A 15083-nucleotide genomic window follows, 5' to 3' on the forward strand; every position below is an offset into this window, starting at 1 on the left:
TAATCAATCCAGAAATTCGGGTTTCTGTTTGCTCATATGGGCGGCCATGGCCACGCGCAGATCGGTGGATTGCAGCATGGCGGCGTTCCAGGTGGCGACGTATTCGAGGCCGTCATCGATGCGATGGTCGCGCATGTAGCTGATCATCTCTTTGGTGCCGGTGATAGCAATCGGCGACTTGCCGGCGATCTCGCGGGCAATGCCCATCACGCCTTCAAGCAGGCTGGCAGTATCGCTGTAGACGCGATTGACCAGACCGATGTTGCGCGCTTCGTCGGCACCAAAGGTGCGACCAGTGTAAGCCAGTTCACGCAGCATGCCGTCACCGATTATCCGTGGCAAGCGTTGCAAAGTACCCACATCGGCGGCCATGCCGATGTCGATTTCCTTGATGGAAAATTGCGCGTCCTCGGCGGCGTAACGCATGTCGCAGGCCGAAATCAGGTCAATGGCACCGCCCAGGCAATAGCCCTGAATCGCCGCCAGCACCGGTTTGCGGCAGTTGTCGACGGCATTGAAGGACGCTTGCAGCGTGAGGATCGTTCGTCGTAGCAGCCGTGCATTGCGGCTGACGTCCTTGCCCAACTCATTGAGCATACCGGCCATCATCATCAGGTCGATGCCCGAAGAAAAATGCTTACCGGCGCCACTGAGCACCACCACCCGCACCTCATCAGTGTCGTCGATCCACTGAAAAATCTCGATGATCTCGCTCCAGAACGCGGCGTTCATCGAATTGATTTTTTCCGGACGATTGATCTGCACATGGGCGATGTGATCGGCCAGTTCGACGCTGAAGGCGGTGTATTGAGACATGGCAGTGATCCTTTACCGGGCAGAATATGAGGCCCGAACTATAACAAGGCATCCGTGCCGACAGTAAGGCAGCGGTTCGGCCAAATGCGGGACTGGCTTCAGGTTCTTTAGTGGCTGGACTTGCCCGCAAAGGCCACACCGCCGATCCAACGGCCTCTCTTACACAAGCGCAGCCATTTCATGAAACCGGCTTAGCGCACCAGCAAAGTTGTCACTATGCTTGTCCCTGACTTTCCAAGGAGGAAACCCTATCTATGCCAATTTCTTCACGTGCTGCCTTGCTGGTTATCGACGTACAGAACGACTTCATTCCCGGCGGTCAATTACCGGTGCCGGAGGGCGATCTGATCGTGCCCTTGATTAACCGCCTCGGCCGCCAGTTCAAACAGGTCATCATTGCCCAGGACTGGCACCCGCCCGGTCATGCCTCGTTTGCTTCCAGCCACCCGGGACGCAAACCTTACGACGTGATTCAACTGCCTTACGGCGAGCAGACGCTCTGGCCTGAGCATTGCGTACGCGCCACACCCGGCGCCGAGTTCCACCCGGAACTGGAGCTGCCCCACGTCCAACTGATCATCCGCAAGGGCTGCAATCCGGACATCGACAGTTATTCGGCGTTTCTGGAGGCTGATCGAACCACGACCACAGGCTTGGCCGGGTATCTGAAAGAACGCGGCATCGACACGGTTTATATGGTCGGACTGGCGCTGGATTTTTGCGTGATGTTTTCTGCGCTGGACGCGCGGGCGGCGGGGTTCAATGCGTTTGTGGTGATGGATGCATGTCGCGCGATTGATCTGGACGGCTCGTTGGCGGCAGCGATTGAACAGATGCAAGTGGCGGGGGTTGGGTTGATTCCATCAACCGAAATACTCGGCTGAGCTGCTGATCGCTCCCATGCTCCCGCGTGGTTTGTAGCAGCTGCCGAGCCGCGAGGCTGCGTTCTAGGACGAAGTCCTCGCAATCCCGGCGAACACGGTCTTCTGAAAGAACCGGTTGCCTGATTCTACGACTGCTTCGCAGCCGAACGCAGCCTCGCGAGCTCGGCAGCTGCTACTGTCGGGTTTCACCTTGACCAACCAGATTCAGGCAGGTGTCGGCAACCAAAGTCGGAACCGCGCCCCACCCAGCGGCGACGGTTGCGCGGTGAGTGTGCCACCCTGCGCTTCCAGCGCCCGGCGGCTGATGGCCAGGCCCAACCCAAACCCGCCAGTGGCGCGATCCCGGCTACGATCCAGCCGATAAAACGGCTCAAAAATCCGCTCCCGCTCTTCCTCCGGAATGCCGATGCCATCGTCATCCACCCAGATCTCACAGCCCTTGGCGCACACCTGCACCCCGATCTGAATCCGTTTTTCGCAATAGCGCATGGCGTTGCGCAGCAGATTCTGGATTGCGCGGGCGGTCAGTCGCGGGTCCAGCGAGAAGCGTTCGAGCTGGCCGTGAAGCAGCACATCGATGACGATTTCCGGGGACTCCAGCTCTTCGTCGACACTGCCGAGGATGCTGTCGATGAATTCATCCAGCGACACATCGACCTGTTCCGGCAACCGCGCCGGGTTTTGCAGTCGGCTGTAAGACAGCAGTTCCAGCACCAGCTCATCCAGTTCGCGAATGTGCGCGACCAAGCCTTGCAGACGTTCGCGACTGGTAGCGGGCAAGTCGTCGGACAGCGCCAGGGCCAGGCCGAAATCCAGCCGCGTCAGTGGCGTGCGCAGTTCGTGGGACACGGCGTTGAGCAGGTCGCGCTGCTGGTTGAGCAGGTTTTCGATGTCGCCAGCCATGGTGTCGAACACGTGGGCCAGGCTGCCGATATTGGAGCTGGAGGAAATCTGCGTGCGCTCGCTCAAGTGGCCCTTGCCGAAGCGTTCGGCGGTGCCTTTGAGGCGTTCCAGGTCGCGCCAGTGCGGACGCAACCACAGCAACAGACAGGCGAGCATGGTCGCGCCGATCAGTACGTTGATGCTCCAGTACAACCAACTGACGTCCGTCGGGTCCGGCGGCACGACCATTTCCACGACCATTTGCTCGTTCAAAGGCGTCACGGCCAAGGTGCGCCAGCCCCAATCGCCAATGCGCACAACATTCTCGCCGCGCTGCAAGCGTTGACGCTCATCCGGGGTGAACTCGGCGTCGTCGTTGCGGGCCAGTACAATGTTCAGCGGCTGGAATTCCTTGTCCATTTCGTCTGCCAGCGCCGGCCACTGCTCAATCGGCACCGAGCGAAACTGCTTGACGATCAGCGTTTGCAAACCTCGGGAGTAATCGAGGTTGTAGGTGACAAAACGTTCATGAAAGACCTGGATCACCAGGTCCGGCACCAGGTAGATCGCCGCGCTGAACGAGACGATGGTTACCAGATAGAGGCGAAACAGGATTCTGAACATCGACTCAGCATTCCCACTCGGAGCGACTGAACAGGTAGCCCTTGCCCCACACTGTCTTGATCTTGCGCGCCTCGCCGGCGTGGTCGTCGAACTTGCGTCGCAGCTTGGAAATAGCCACGTCCACCGAGCGGTCGGTGCCGTTGAATTCGATACCGCGCAAGCGTTGCAGAATCTGGTCACGGCTCAGTACTTCGCCGGCATGTCGGGCCAGCACCACCAGCAGGTTGTATTCACCGCTGGACAGTTCGACCAGTTGCTCACCCCAGGTCACGGTGCGCTCGGACAGATCAATGCACAGGTTGCCCATCAGAATACGGTCGTTGGCGGTCATTGGTTCGCTGAGACTGCTGCGGCGCAACAGCGTACGTACGCGGGCCAGCAACACACGGGGCTCGCAGGGTTTGGTGACGTAGTCGTCGGCGCCCATTTCCAGGCCCAGCACCTGATCGTGGCTGTCGTCGCGAGCGGTGAGCATCAGGATCGGCAAAGTCGCCGAATCGGCTCGCAGCAAACGGCAGACCTGCAAACCGTCGAGCCCCGGCAGCATCAGATCGAGAATCACCAGGTCTGGAGGATTGACCCGCGCACGTTCGCGCACATGGTCGCCACGGCTGATCACGCTGACGCAATAGCCGTTGCGTTCCAGGTAGCTGGCAATCAGTTCGGAGAGCGCGGAGTCGTCTTCGACCAGGAGGATGTTGGGCATGGGGTGTTTCCAGAAAGTGCAGTGGCGCCGAATAGATCGTCATCGCGGGCAAGCCCGCTCCCACAGGGATTTGATGTGGACACAGATTTTGTGAACATCACAGACCACTGTGGGAGCGGGCTTGCCCGCGATAGCGGTACATCTGTCGCATTAAATTTCAAGGCGCCAAGGATATACGCCCTCACGCCCGCCTGAGCAAAACCCTTACACAATTTCACACAGCACCTACAAAGCTTCACCGCTACCCTCCTCGCCTCCCCGTAGGATACGGGAGGTCATTATTGGGGTATCTACATGTCAAAGAATCTGCTTGCCACGCTCAGCCTGATCGCACTGGCGTTGACGCTGAGCGCTTGCGACCAGTCCTCGACCGCGGAAGAACAGGCGCCGCTGGCCAGTGTGCGGATCGAAACCATCGAAGCCCGGCCGCTGTCGATCAGTAGCGAGCTGAGCGGGCGGATTGCCGCGCCACGGATTGCCGAAGTGCGCGCCCGAGTCGCCGGCGTAGTGTTGCAGCGGGCCTTCCACGAAGGCAGCGACGTGAAAAAAGGCGACGTTCTGTTCCGTATCGACCCGGCGCCATTCAAGGCCGACCTGGACAGCGCCGAAGCCGCATTGCGCAAGGCCGAGGCCAACGCGTTCCAGGCCAGGCTGCAAGAGCAGCGTTACGCCCAGTTGATCGAAGGCAACGCCATCAGCGGCCAGGATTACGATAACGCCCGCGCCAATGCCCGGCAGACCGCCGCCGACGTCGCTGCCAACAAAGCCGCCGTGGAGCGGGCGAAACTGAACCTGGGTTACGCCACCGTCACCGCGCCGATTTCCGGGCGCATCGGCCGGGCGCTGGTGACTGAAGGCGCGCTGGTCGGGCAGAACGAAACTACACCGCTGGCATTGATTCAGCAGTTGAACCCGATCCACGCCGACTTGACGCAATCGACCCGTGAACTCAACGACCTGCGCCGCGCGTTCCGTTCCGGCCAGTTAAAGGAAGTGGGCCAAGGTCAGGCCAAAGCCACGTTGATTCAGGACGACGGCAGCCTCTACCCGCTGCCGGGCAAGTTGCTGTTCACCGACATCACCGTCGACCCAGGCACCGGTCAGATCATTCTACGTAGCGAATTCCCCAACCCGGACCTCGACTTGCTGCCGGGCAGCTTCGTGCGCGTGCGTCTGGAGCAAGCGTTCAATCAGCAAGGTATCAGCGTGCCGCAACGGGCCATCCAGCGTGACAGCGCCGGCGTCGCCCAGGTGCTGTTGCTCGACGCCGAGCAGCGGGTCGGCCAGCAACCGGTCGAACTGGGCCCGGTGCAGAACGATCGCTGGATCGTCACCCACGGCCTCAAACCCGGCGACCGCATCGTCACTGAAGGCCTGCAACACGCGCGCCCCGGTGAAAAAGTCCAGATCGACGACACCCCTCTTCCACTTGCCCAGGTTTCTGGTCAGTAAGCAGGACGCTTCTTTATGCCGCAGTTCTTTATCGACCGCCCGGTGTTCGCCTGGGTGATCGCCTTGTTCATCCTGCTGGCCGGTGCGCTGGCCATTGTGCAGTTGCCGGTGGCGCAGTACCCGAACGTTGCGCCGCCGAAAGTCGAAATCTACGCCACCTACCCCGGTGCTTCGGCGCAAACCGTGGACGAAAGCGTGGTCAGCCTGATCGAGGAAGAACTCAACGGCGCCGACCATCTGCTGTATTTCGAATCCCAGAGCAGCCTCGGCAGCGCTACCATCACCGCGACGTTCCAGCCGGGCACTGACCCGGAAATGGCGCAGGTCGATGTGCAAAACCGCCTCAAAGCGGTGGAGTCGCGCTTGCCGCAAGCGGTCACCCAGCAGGGCTTGCAGGTGGAGAAAGTCTCCGCCGGTTTCCTGCTGCTGATCACCCTCACCTCCAGCGATGGCAAGCTCGACGACGTGGCGCTCAGTGATTACCTGGCGCGCAACGTGATGAACGAGATCAAGCGCTTGGACGGCGTCGGTAAGGCCCAGCTGTACGGTGCCGAACGGGCGATGCGGATCTGGATCGATCCGCAGAAACTGATTGGCTTCAACCTGACCCCGTCCGATGTCAACGCCGCCATCGTTGCGCAAAATGCTCAGGTTTCCGCGGGCAGCATCGGCGACCTACCGACTCGCACCACGCAGGAAATCACCGCGACCATTCTGGTCAAAGGCCAGCTGTCGACGCCTGAAGAATTCGCCGACATCGTGCTCAAGGCCAATCCTGACGGCTCCACCGTGCGCATCGGCGATGTGGCGCGGGTCGAGATCGGCAGTCAGGAGTATCAGTTCTCCACCCGCCTGAACGGTAAACCGTCCACCGCCGTCAGCGTGCAACTGTCGCCGGGCGCCAATGCCTTGAGCACTGCGACACTGGTGCGGGCGAAGATGGATGAACTGGCGCGCTACTTCCCGGCCGGTGTCGAATACAAGATTCCGTACGACACCTCGCCGTTCGTCAAAGTCTCGATCACCAAAGTGGTCTACACCCTCGTCGAGGCGATGGTGCTGGTGTTTGCGGTGATGTTCCTGTTCCTGCAGAACATCCGCTACACGCTGATTCCGACGCTGGTGGTGCCGGTAGCGCTGATGGGCACGTTTGCAACCATGCTCGCGCTGGGCTTCTCGATCAACGTGCTGACCATGTTCGGCATGGTGCTGGCCATCGGCATTCTGGTGGACGACGCGATTGTGGTGGTGGAGAACGTCGAGCGGATCATGGCCACCGAGGGCCTGTCGCCCAAGGACGCGACGCGCAAGGCGATGAAACAGATCACCGGGGCGATCATCGGCATCACCCTGGTGCTGGTGGCGGTGTTCATTCCGATGGCGTTCATGCAGGGTTCGGTCGGGGTGATTTACCGGCAGTTCTCGCTGTCGATGGCCACTTCGATTCTGTTCTCGGCATTCCTCGCCCTGACCTTGACCCCGGCGCTGTGTGCGACGCTGCTCAAGCCAATTGCCAAGGGCGAGCATCATGCCAAGGGCGGCTTCTTCGGCTGGTTCAACCGACGCTTCGAACAACTGACCGAGCGTTATCAGGGCTGGGTCGCGTATGCGTTGAAACGCACCGGCCGTTACCTGTTGATCTACGGTGTGCTGCTGATCGGTCTGGGGTTGTGCTTCAGTCGTCTGCCATCCTCGTTTCTGCCGGTGGAAGACCAGGGTTACACCATCACCGACATTCAACTGCCACCGGGTGCGAGCAAGAACCGCACGGTGCAGGTGGTCGAGCAGATCGAAGCGCACAACGCCACCGAACCGGGCGTCGGCGACAGCACGGTGATTCTCGGTTTCAGCTTCTCCGGCAGTGGGCAGAACGCCGCGCTGGCGTTTACCACGCTCAAAGATTGGTCGGATCGGGGGAGTGACGATTCGGCGAGTTCGATTGCCGACCGGGCCAACATCGCGCTAAGTCAGATCAAGGATGCCATGGCCTTTGCGGTGTTGCCGCCGCCAGTCGATGGCCTCGGCACTTCCAGTGGTTTCGAGTTCCGCCTGCAAGACCGTGGCGGCCTTGGCCATGCCACGCTGATGCAGGCGCGCAGCCAATTGCTGGCCGCCGCCGAGAAGAGCCCGGTCCTGATCAACGTGCGCGAAAGCGCCCTCGCTGAAGCGCCGCAAGTGCAACTGGAAGTCGACCGCAAGCAAGCCAACGCCTTGGGGATTTCGTTTGCCGACATTGGCAACGTGCTGTCCACCGCCGTGGGTTCGGCCTACATCAACGACTTCCCCAACCAGGGAAGGATGCAACGAGTGGTGGTCCAGGCCGAAGGTGATCAACGCAGTCAGGTCGCCGATCTGCTGAAGATTCACGTGCGCAACAACACCGAGAAAATGGTCCCGTTATCGGCTTTCGTGCGGGCCAACTGGACCCAGGGCCCAGCGCAGCTGACCCGCTACAACGGCTACCCGGCCATCAGCATTTCCGGCGAACCGGCGCCCGGTTACAGCACCGGCGAAGCCATGGCGGAAATCGAACGGCTGGTGGCGCAAGGCCCGACGGGGTTGGGTCAGGAATGGACCGGTCTGTCATTGCAGGAACGCTTGTCCGGCAGCCAGGCACCGATTCTGCTGGGGCTGTCGCTGCTGATCGTATTCTTGTGCCTGGCAGCGCTGTACGAGAGTTGGTCGATTCCGACGTCGGTATTGCTGGTGGTGCCGCTGGGGGTACTCGGTGCAGTATTGGCCGTGACCCTGCGCGGGATGCCCAACGATGTGTTCTTCAAGGTCGGGCTGATTACCATTATTGGCCTGTCGGCGAAGAACGCGATCCTGATCATCGAATTCGCCAAAAGCCTGTACGACGAAGGCCATGACCTGATCGAAGCCACCCTGCAGGCCGCACGTCTGAGACTTCGTCCCATCGTGATGACCTCGCTGGCATTCATCCTCGGCGTGGTACCGCTGGCAATTGCCACCGGTGCCAGCTCGGCGAGCCAGCAAGCCATCGGCACCGGGGTGATCGGCGGGATGATCACCGCTACCCTGGCGGTGGTGTTCGTACCGGTGTTTTTTGTGGTGGTGATGAAACTGGTGCGCAAACGCCATAAGGACATCTAACCAACAAGACATCCCCTGTAGGAGCGAGGCTTGCCCGCGAAAGCGCCGTAACATTCAGCATTTATGTTGACTGACACACCGCCTTCGCGGGCAAGCCTCGCTCCTACAGGGAGTGTGTTTCACAATGGACATCGCTGGGCTACGGTGTTTGAACACCTTGGCCCATCGAGTTCTCATGCCCCTACTCGCCCGCACCCACCCTCGCCTGTCCGCCGCTGCCACACTCGGCGTCGCGGCAGGCATTCTGGCTCCGGCCGATTCAATCATCAGCAAAATCCTCATCGGCTGGAACGCCGGGGTCTGGACCTATCTGCTGCTGATGCTCTGGCTCATCGCGCGCGCCAAGGCCCCGGACGTGAAACGCATTGCCGAGGTCGAAGATGAAAACGCCGGTCTGGTGTTGCTGCTGGTGTGCATCGCGGCACTGGCCAGCCTCGGCACCATCACCTTCGAACTCGCCGGCAGCAGGGACCTGGAAACCGCCCGCAAACTGCTGCGCTATGGTTTCACCGCACTGACGGTGATCGGCTCATGGCTGCTGATCGGGGTGATTTTCAGCGTGCACCATGCCCGGCTGTATTACACCTGGAACGGCAAGGAATCGGCGCTGCGTTTTGCCGAGGGGCTGACAACCCCCAATTACTGGGACTTTCTGTATTTCTCGTTCACCATCGGCGTGGCGGTGCAGACCGCAGATGTAGGCGTGGCCACGCGGGACTTGCGCAAGATCGTGCTGGCGCAGTCGTTGATCGGGTTTGTGTTTAATACCGCGATTTTGGGGTTTTCGATCAATATTGCGGCGGGGTTGTTTGGCTGATCTTACAGGCATGGCCCTAGCTTGGGCGCTAATGGATGTCAGCGCACGCCCATACCTGAACTCACTGAAACGACAGAAAAAATTCTGCCGGCTCATCGATGCTCTGTTATTTTTTCCAGCCTCCCTAAGCTTTATAACTTATTAAACTTTACATCTAACTCAACTTGCACCTTTGTACGGCCAGATGCCCAGGCAACCTCGTCACGCCAAGTTAGAAACTCACAAAAATCTGCGAATGTAAACTGTCAACTATGACAGTTTACATCTGCGCCATATTTAAGCTTCCATACAACATCCAGGATTAGGACTGCTCAGTCTTTGGATGCCTCTAACCATTATGTATGGAGATAAACTCATGAGCTTCGCAGCCCGGGCCTACGCGACAACTCTTCCAGCACAAGCGTACTTGTCCGCCACCATCAATGGCGATTCCGATCCAAAATTCAAACACGTCAAATTTCCCGCATTCAAGGAGTTTCGCTCTACCTCTATCCCTTCAATCGAACTGAAGGATTTCCCCGATGGCCAGCATTACTGGTTAAGAGCTGGTCACACTGAAAATGGCATGACCCAAACGATCGAATTTGTTTTTTTTGCAAGACCTGGAACGGGAACCTTTTCAATATCCAAGGATATCGAAGATATCAGAGTGACCTACAACTCAAATCCTGTGAATGGTGATTTACACGTAGCCGAGAGCGGTAGCATCACGTTTCAATATGATGGTCTCGAAAAAACCCTGACCGCGATGTGGAGCGCTTCATTTGATCATGGTGGGCCAGATGGCAATAGTCTGTTTCCGATCAAAGGAGAATTTCTTGTTAACGTCGATCTGAGCCAAAGCCGAAAATAAATCACCAACAGCCCGTAATAAAAAAGGAAGCTTTCAAGCTTCCTTTTTTACGCCGTCATTCTACTTAAAAGTTAAAACTCAACCCCACGCTCCCCCCCAGCTCCTGGTCAACTTTAGTGCCACGACTGGTTCCGACCTCGGCATACACCTGCCACTTATTGTTCGCCGGTATCCAGTTCAACCCGCCGGTCAACTCCAGGCTGGTACTGGACAAATCGTTGTTGAAGTCAGTCTCGTTCACACTCACACGATTACTGTTGACAAACTCATGACTGACGGCAGCATGCAGTCTGGGCTGAAGCTTTCTGCCGTTGTCTAGAACCAATTCACGGCCAACCGTCATGCCGACTTTGCCGAGCAAAGAGCGGGTCTCATCGCTGTCCACGTGCAATCCATTGTCCAGACGGTAGGTTTTACCTTCCACGGCCGCCGCACCCAATTGTGCAGAAGGCTCGATGAAATAGCCGTTGTTCAAGACGATGTGCTTGCCGACCTCGACAGAACCACTCACGCCCACATTGTCGAAGTTACCCTTTGTACGAGTGTCATCACTCAGCGTGACTTTAACGTCGTTATTGAAACGGTTGACCTTGGCTACGGTATCAACGTAATACCCGCTCTCTTCGTCATACCAGGTCAGGTAAGTACCCAGATAAACGCTGTCAATCGTGCCAGCGCTGCCACGCGCCAGATTCAGGCGAGTGGTGCTGTAACCACCAAAAGCACCGATCAGCCATTGGCCGTCACCCACAGGCAGTGGCGTGTCCACCCCCACGGAGACACCCGTCTGATTTTGTTTATAACCGTCACCGTACGCGTTTTTGACGTTGTACTGATTCCCGTAAGTACGTATCCAGAGACCGGATGTCGAGCCTTGAGTATCCGAGTCCAGGGCAGCAACGGATCGTGCCCGAGGCTGGGTGCTGGCCATCCGGCGGTCCCCGAGACGTGTATTGAGGGTAGTCATTTCAGAATAAATCACTGTGGGAGCAGTGCCGGCAATTGCCATGGCTGTTTTTGAACCTGTGCTCGGACTCGTCGCATCAGGTTGCAGGAACAGCCCTTCGCCTTCTTTCACCAGTTTGTAGGCTAAAGCACCGACATCCACCTGGCCGTTTCTCAAGGAAAACTGCGCATCCCCCGCGGCGATGTTGCCCACCTTGACCGGCGCGCCACTGACCGGTTCGCTGGCGGTAGCAGCCACTACCAGCTCATGCTGGCCGGATGCGGATTGTGTGACATTCAAAAAATCAGTCTCTGCAGTGGCAACGTCTGTGTCCATGAAGAACTGACCATTGCCTGACAGGTTGGCGATGTCCAGGCGGGTGAACTCCTGGGTCGTCCCGAAGCGCACGCTGCCGCCCTGCATGTCGAGGCGGGTGAGAGCGTTGCTACCCACCATGTTCCACTCTGCACCACGACTGACCGACATATTGCTGACGCCGGTGACGGCGCCATGCAAGACCGCGTTATTGTCCAGCGTCACCACGCCGGTTCCGGAACCTTGGATGTTGCCGGTCAGGGAGCTTTGCGTATCAAGCGTGACCGAATCAACGTTGACCAGATTGCCGTCAAGGCTCGCGGCGTTTCGCAACAGTACGCTGACTTCTCCACCCTCAGCGACTTGAATGTTGCCAGACAGCTTGCTGTTGTCGACCTGAAATCGGGCAGCGGCACCATCGATCACCTCCAGGATATTGCCGTTGCCTCCGATCAGGCTGGAACCGTTGTTTACTTCGATCAAGACCGGCTGGCCGGCCGGAGTAGCGAAATTGACACTGATCGCAGCGCCAGTACGTCCTTGCACGGTTGATCCGTCCACCGTCAACCGGCTCTGCCCCATCACATCGCCGGGATTCAGCACTGTGTCCTCCCCGAACATGACACCATTGAGCCCGCCGATGATCTGGCTGTCGGCACTGACATTGGCGTGGCCGCCGAACAGTTCCAGACCGATGCCATCCGGATCCGTCCCTTCCACCCGGGTATCGACCAGGTTCAGAGTGCTGAGCGACGTAACCGCGGCACCGGATATGCCGCCGAGTAAAGTGCTGCTGGTCACGGTTGCTGTTGATCCCACCGGTATTAGCAGATCCCGAGCCAAGGACATTGCCCTGCCTTGACTGGTCAATGTACTGCCTATGACAGTGGCCGAGCTGTCAGTCAATGCGAGTGCGGTATCAAAACCTGTGCTAGTCACCGTGGACCGGGCCAGATTGACGCGGGCATCTGAAGATGCATCTATCTGTGATGTGGCAGCGGTGTCGCCGTTGAGTGTTCCACCACCGACCTGGATATTCAGCGCGCCGGCACCGTTAATGTTTAGAGTAGCCGTTGCGGGGATAAACCACGCTTCAGGCGTTGCACCACTGGAGACGGTTTCCACCTCTCCCGGCAGAAGATTTCGCGAATAGGCGGACTCTGAAACGGCCATTATGGCCACTGCATAAGAGAGCGCACCTGTAAACCTCATAACTGTCAGTCCCAGTATTTTCTCAAACTTCATAGTCACTGCTCTCTGAGTTTTGTCGGGACGGTGGAGATGCGGCTCAAAGAGAAGCTCCATCAGACGTCCGTCGTTGGCGGCGTCGGAGAATACCTACAACTTCGAACCTTCTATGTAGGACTATTCCTTTTATGAGTGGGACTTATTCCCTGCCCGCGAAATACAATCTGTGTTTCTGACGACAGACAGCGATAGCAAGCCGGGAGAGCCTTACTCTCCCGGCGAACGCAACTCTGCACTCTTAAACGATGGTTATGGCGCGGGGGCCCAACCCGGTTCTGACTCACAGTACAAGAAGTCGGCATTGAGCAAGTAAACCGTCATTTCCGTTACCCTCGATGTGGGCACAATCGGTGTCGAATACCAGACTTTCACATAACCAGCGTAAAAATCTGAGGGATCCGGGGTTACCGGTGGAGGCACTGGAACATTGCGAATCACCGGGTCATAAGTCCCAACGTCAAAGATCATCCCGGCCGTCAGCTCGGCAGCGGTAATTTTCCGGGTTTCGGTGAACTCAGTATCAGACGGCGCCTGCTCTGTATAATCATCCGTACGGAACCCACGCCAGTTGAAGGTGATATCCATATCCTGGACGAAATGGATATTTGGCGGAATCCGGAATCTGGCCACGTGATCCACACCGGTCAGACTCTCGCAAATGATGAACGGATCTGCAGTGCCATCTGCGGGCGGCCGTACGAACTCCGGCGGATCAAGTGTAATGACTACGGTGTTAACCGTTACAGGTGTTTTGACCGACGTTTGAGTATTGTTACGGCGGCTGTTTTCATATGTCCACCATACTTGTTTCACCCCCAGACCACCTGGACCGACAACGCTGTAAGGCAAATCAACTGGAATGATTGTATTGATATTTGAATCGTCCAACGTCGTTGAATTTACGACCACCTCGCCCTGATCGCCAAGGTACATCAGGGTTAACAGGTCACCCGCTTCCGGGTCTGGAAATGTAGTGCCACTCACAGGCGAAACATCGATGTATGCCGTAGCCGTTTGATTGGCGTCGTGTGGGCCTAGCACGTTGTCCGTGACAGGTGCCTGTCCCCGCACAATCAATGGCTTGAATTCGGGATTGATCTCAGGAGGCGGATTGAGTGGATCAATGGCATAAGGAGGGTAGGTCGAGAAATCCGTGTTTACCGTCGTATCCACATCGCTGACAGAAATATTGGCACGCATCAAGTCAGCCTTGACCAGAACATCCAGTTCGTAATCCGTGCCTGTCTGATTATCGAAATATTCTTTGCTCAGATCCGCCCAGGGAATGGTGAAAATCAGTTGGGTGGCGGTGCCGAACGGCAAGTCTTGCGCCGACTGGCTTCCCCACGTGACACTCACCTCGTCGTCGTTGAGTGCGTTAACCGGCCGCGTCACTTCCACCGTTACACCTGCACGCGCATCCGTCAGCTCGATCAGACCATCGTTATTTGCCGGGACGACCAATGGACCCAATTTGGGCAGCGGCAGAAAACGAGTGTTTTTGAAACTCACTGACCAAGCGCTTTCGTTGCCTGCATCATCAGTAATAATGAACCAGACGAAAGCCCTGCCGGTGGTTATCTTTCTCAGCTCGGCAGTCGGAATCGCTACCTCGCCATTGGTAGGCATAGCGTTATCGTAGAAGGGCTGAACCTGAGGCGGATTGGTTCGTTGACCTGCCACATACAGTCGCACGCGGTCTGTTGACTGAGCATTGGGGTAAGCGGTGTCAATCACTACCCTCAATCCCATTGAGCTTCCCGGGAGATTCGCCCAGGTGTCGTCCAGGTCGCCCGGGGCGTTGGGAAACGTTACCCGCGGGATGGATTTAACGCCGGGTGTTTGTCCGGGATTGGTGCCCGTCTGCACTGGTTTAGCTTGCCAGGGCGCGGTACGGTCAATCAGGAACGGTACGAAGTCTGAGGTCAGCGAGTTCAAGCCCCGTTCAAAATACACGCATCGGACCCAGATTGTTGTCGGGCCGGCTGGCGTTGCATCTTCTCCCAAAAATTCGGTGGGTACTGGGTATTGGAATTTAACAGGTCTTTGCCCCATGTCAGGGAGGCGAACGCGTGGAAGCCTTGTATAGTCTGTGGGAGTTGGAATGTCAGGTGGCTGGGTTCGCGTGATATCCAGTGCTACCACATCACCATTTTGTTGATTTGTAGGTTCGGTTGTGTCCAGTAAAAGCGTGAGAGTGCCTCCCACAGGAATGGCGGCAATGGGAATAATGTCACCGCTGGGACCGCGGCCATCCGGTAACTCAGGTACAGGGGCTGCCAATATTCCACTGCGCTGCCCCGATGTTCCAGCCTGATAAATTGTCATGTGCTTTCTCCATTATGCTGAAAAAATTAATATCAATCCTTACATCATCGACAACAGCGTTTATCGCCAACATCAGTCGCTTTTCAGTTACAACAACG

The 15083-nt window shown here is 57.6% G+C and carries 10 protein-coding genes; 5 read left to right on the forward strand and 5 right to left on the reverse strand.

The genetic code is table 11. The features are described 5' to 3' along the window. Nucleotides 1-3 precede the first annotated feature (3 nt). Nucleotides 4-816, reverse strand: coding sequence for a crotonase/enoyl-CoA hydratase family protein (locus MMG91_RS26315; protein WP_310661167.1), 813 nt, complete (start codon nucleotides 814-816; stop codon nucleotides 4-6). A 254-nt stretch (nucleotides 817-1070) separates the two neighbouring features. On the opposite strand from MMG91_RS26315, the gene pncA reads away from it, so the two are divergent. Further along, nucleotides 1071-1700, forward strand: coding sequence for a bifunctional nicotinamidase/pyrazinamidase (pncA, locus tag MMG91_RS26320; RefSeq protein WP_310661168.1), 630 nt, complete (start codon nucleotides 1071-1073; stop codon nucleotides 1698-1700). 204 nt (nucleotides 1701-1904) lie between these two features. On the opposite strand, the gene MMG91_RS26325 is transcribed toward pncA, so the two are convergent. Together MMG91_RS26325 and MMG91_RS26330 are read right to left on the reverse strand one after the other, a co-directional pair. Then, the gene (locus tag MMG91_RS26325) at nucleotides 1905-3206 is read right to left on the reverse strand and encodes an ATP-binding protein (RefSeq protein WP_310661169.1); all 1302 of its coding nucleotides are present in this window, start codon (nucleotides 3204-3206) and stop codon (nucleotides 1905-1907) included. A gap of 4 nt (nucleotides 3207-3210) precedes the next feature. After that, a complete protein-coding gene (locus MMG91_RS26330) occupies nucleotides 3211-3912 on the reverse strand; it encodes a response regulator transcription factor (RefSeq protein WP_310661170.1) in 702 nt (233 codons plus the stop codon). A gap of 294 nt (nucleotides 3913-4206) precedes the next feature. Here MMG91_RS26330 and MMG91_RS26335 point away from each other — a divergent pair, with 294 nt between their 5' ends. The 4 genes from MMG91_RS26335 (at nucleotide 4207) to MMG91_RS26350 (ending at nucleotide 10148) form a co-directional block, all read left to right on the forward strand. After that, nucleotides 4207-5364, forward strand: coding sequence for an efflux RND transporter periplasmic adaptor subunit (locus MMG91_RS26335; protein WP_305445446.1), 1158 nt, complete (start codon nucleotides 4207-4209; stop codon nucleotides 5362-5364). Nucleotides 5365-5379: 15 nt separating this feature from the next. Next, nucleotides 5380-8478, forward strand: coding sequence for an efflux RND transporter permease subunit (locus MMG91_RS26340; protein WP_310661171.1), 3099 nt, complete (start codon nucleotides 5380-5382; stop codon nucleotides 8476-8478). 175 nt (nucleotides 8479-8653) lie between these two features. Further along, the gene (locus MMG91_RS26345) at nucleotides 8654-9295 is read left to right on the forward strand and encodes a DUF1345 domain-containing protein (RefSeq protein WP_310661172.1); all 642 of its coding nucleotides are present in this window, start codon (nucleotides 8654-8656) and stop codon (nucleotides 9293-9295) included. A gap of 355 nt (nucleotides 9296-9650) precedes the next feature. Beyond that, a complete protein-coding gene (locus tag MMG91_RS26350) occupies nucleotides 9651-10148 on the forward strand; it encodes a hypothetical protein (RefSeq protein WP_310661173.1) in 498 nt (165 codons plus the stop codon). Nucleotides 10149-10212: 64 nt separating this feature from the next. Here MMG91_RS26350 and MMG91_RS26355 read toward each other — a convergent pair whose 3' ends face one another. Next, a complete protein-coding gene (locus tag MMG91_RS26355) occupies nucleotides 10213-12654 on the reverse strand; it encodes an autotransporter outer membrane beta-barrel domain-containing protein (RefSeq protein WP_310661174.1) in 2442 nt (813 codons plus the stop codon). 252 nt (nucleotides 12655-12906) lie between these two features. Continuing rightward, the gene (locus tag MMG91_RS26360; protein ID WP_310661175.1) at nucleotides 12907-14985 is read right to left on the reverse strand and encodes a hypothetical protein; all 2079 of its coding nucleotides are present in this window, start codon (nucleotides 14983-14985) and stop codon (nucleotides 12907-12909) included. Nucleotides 14986-15083 lie beyond the last annotated feature (98 nt).

This window comes from Pseudomonas sp. JL3 (genome assembly GCF_031570575.1).
Taxonomy (GTDB): domain Bacteria; phylum Pseudomonadota; class Gammaproteobacteria; order Pseudomonadales; family Pseudomonadaceae; genus Aquipseudomonas; species Aquipseudomonas cucumis.

What these genes read in the sequence shown, in the direction of transcription:
- MMG91_RS26315 (WP_310661167.1), bottom strand. Translation starts at nt 816, where the DNA reads ATGTCTCAATACACCGCCTTCAGCGTCGAACTGGCCGATCACATCGCC.
- pncA (WP_310661168.1), top strand. Translation starts at nt 1,071, where the DNA reads ATGCCAATTTCTTCACGTGCTGCCTTGCTGGTTATCGACGTACAGAAC.
- MMG91_RS26325 (WP_310661169.1), bottom strand. Translation starts at nt 3,206, where the DNA reads ATGTTCAGAATCCTGTTTCGCCTCTATCTGGTAACCATCGTCTCGTTC.
- MMG91_RS26330 (WP_310661170.1), bottom strand. Translation starts at nt 3,912, where the DNA reads ATGCCCAACATCCTCCTGGTCGAAGACGACTCCGCGCTCTCCGAACTG.
- MMG91_RS26335 (WP_305445446.1), top strand. Translation starts at nt 4,207, where the DNA reads ATGTCAAAGAATCTGCTTGCCACGCTCAGCCTGATCGCACTGGCGTTG.
- MMG91_RS26340 (WP_310661171.1), top strand. Translation starts at nt 5,380, where the DNA reads ATGCCGCAGTTCTTTATCGACCGCCCGGTGTTCGCCTGGGTGATCGCC.
- MMG91_RS26345 (WP_310661172.1), top strand. Translation starts at nt 8,654, where the DNA reads ATGCCCCTACTCGCCCGCACCCACCCTCGCCTGTCCGCCGCTGCCACA.
- MMG91_RS26350 (WP_310661173.1), top strand. Translation starts at nt 9,651, where the DNA reads ATGAGCTTCGCAGCCCGGGCCTACGCGACAACTCTTCCAGCACAAGCG.
- MMG91_RS26355 (WP_310661174.1), bottom strand. Translation starts at nt 12,654, where the DNA reads ATGAAGTTTGAGAAAATACTGGGACTGACAGTTATGAGGTTTACAGGT.
- MMG91_RS26360 (WP_310661175.1), bottom strand. Translation starts at nt 14,985, where the DNA reads ATGACAATTTATCAGGCTGGAACATCGGGGCAGCGCAGTGGAATATTG.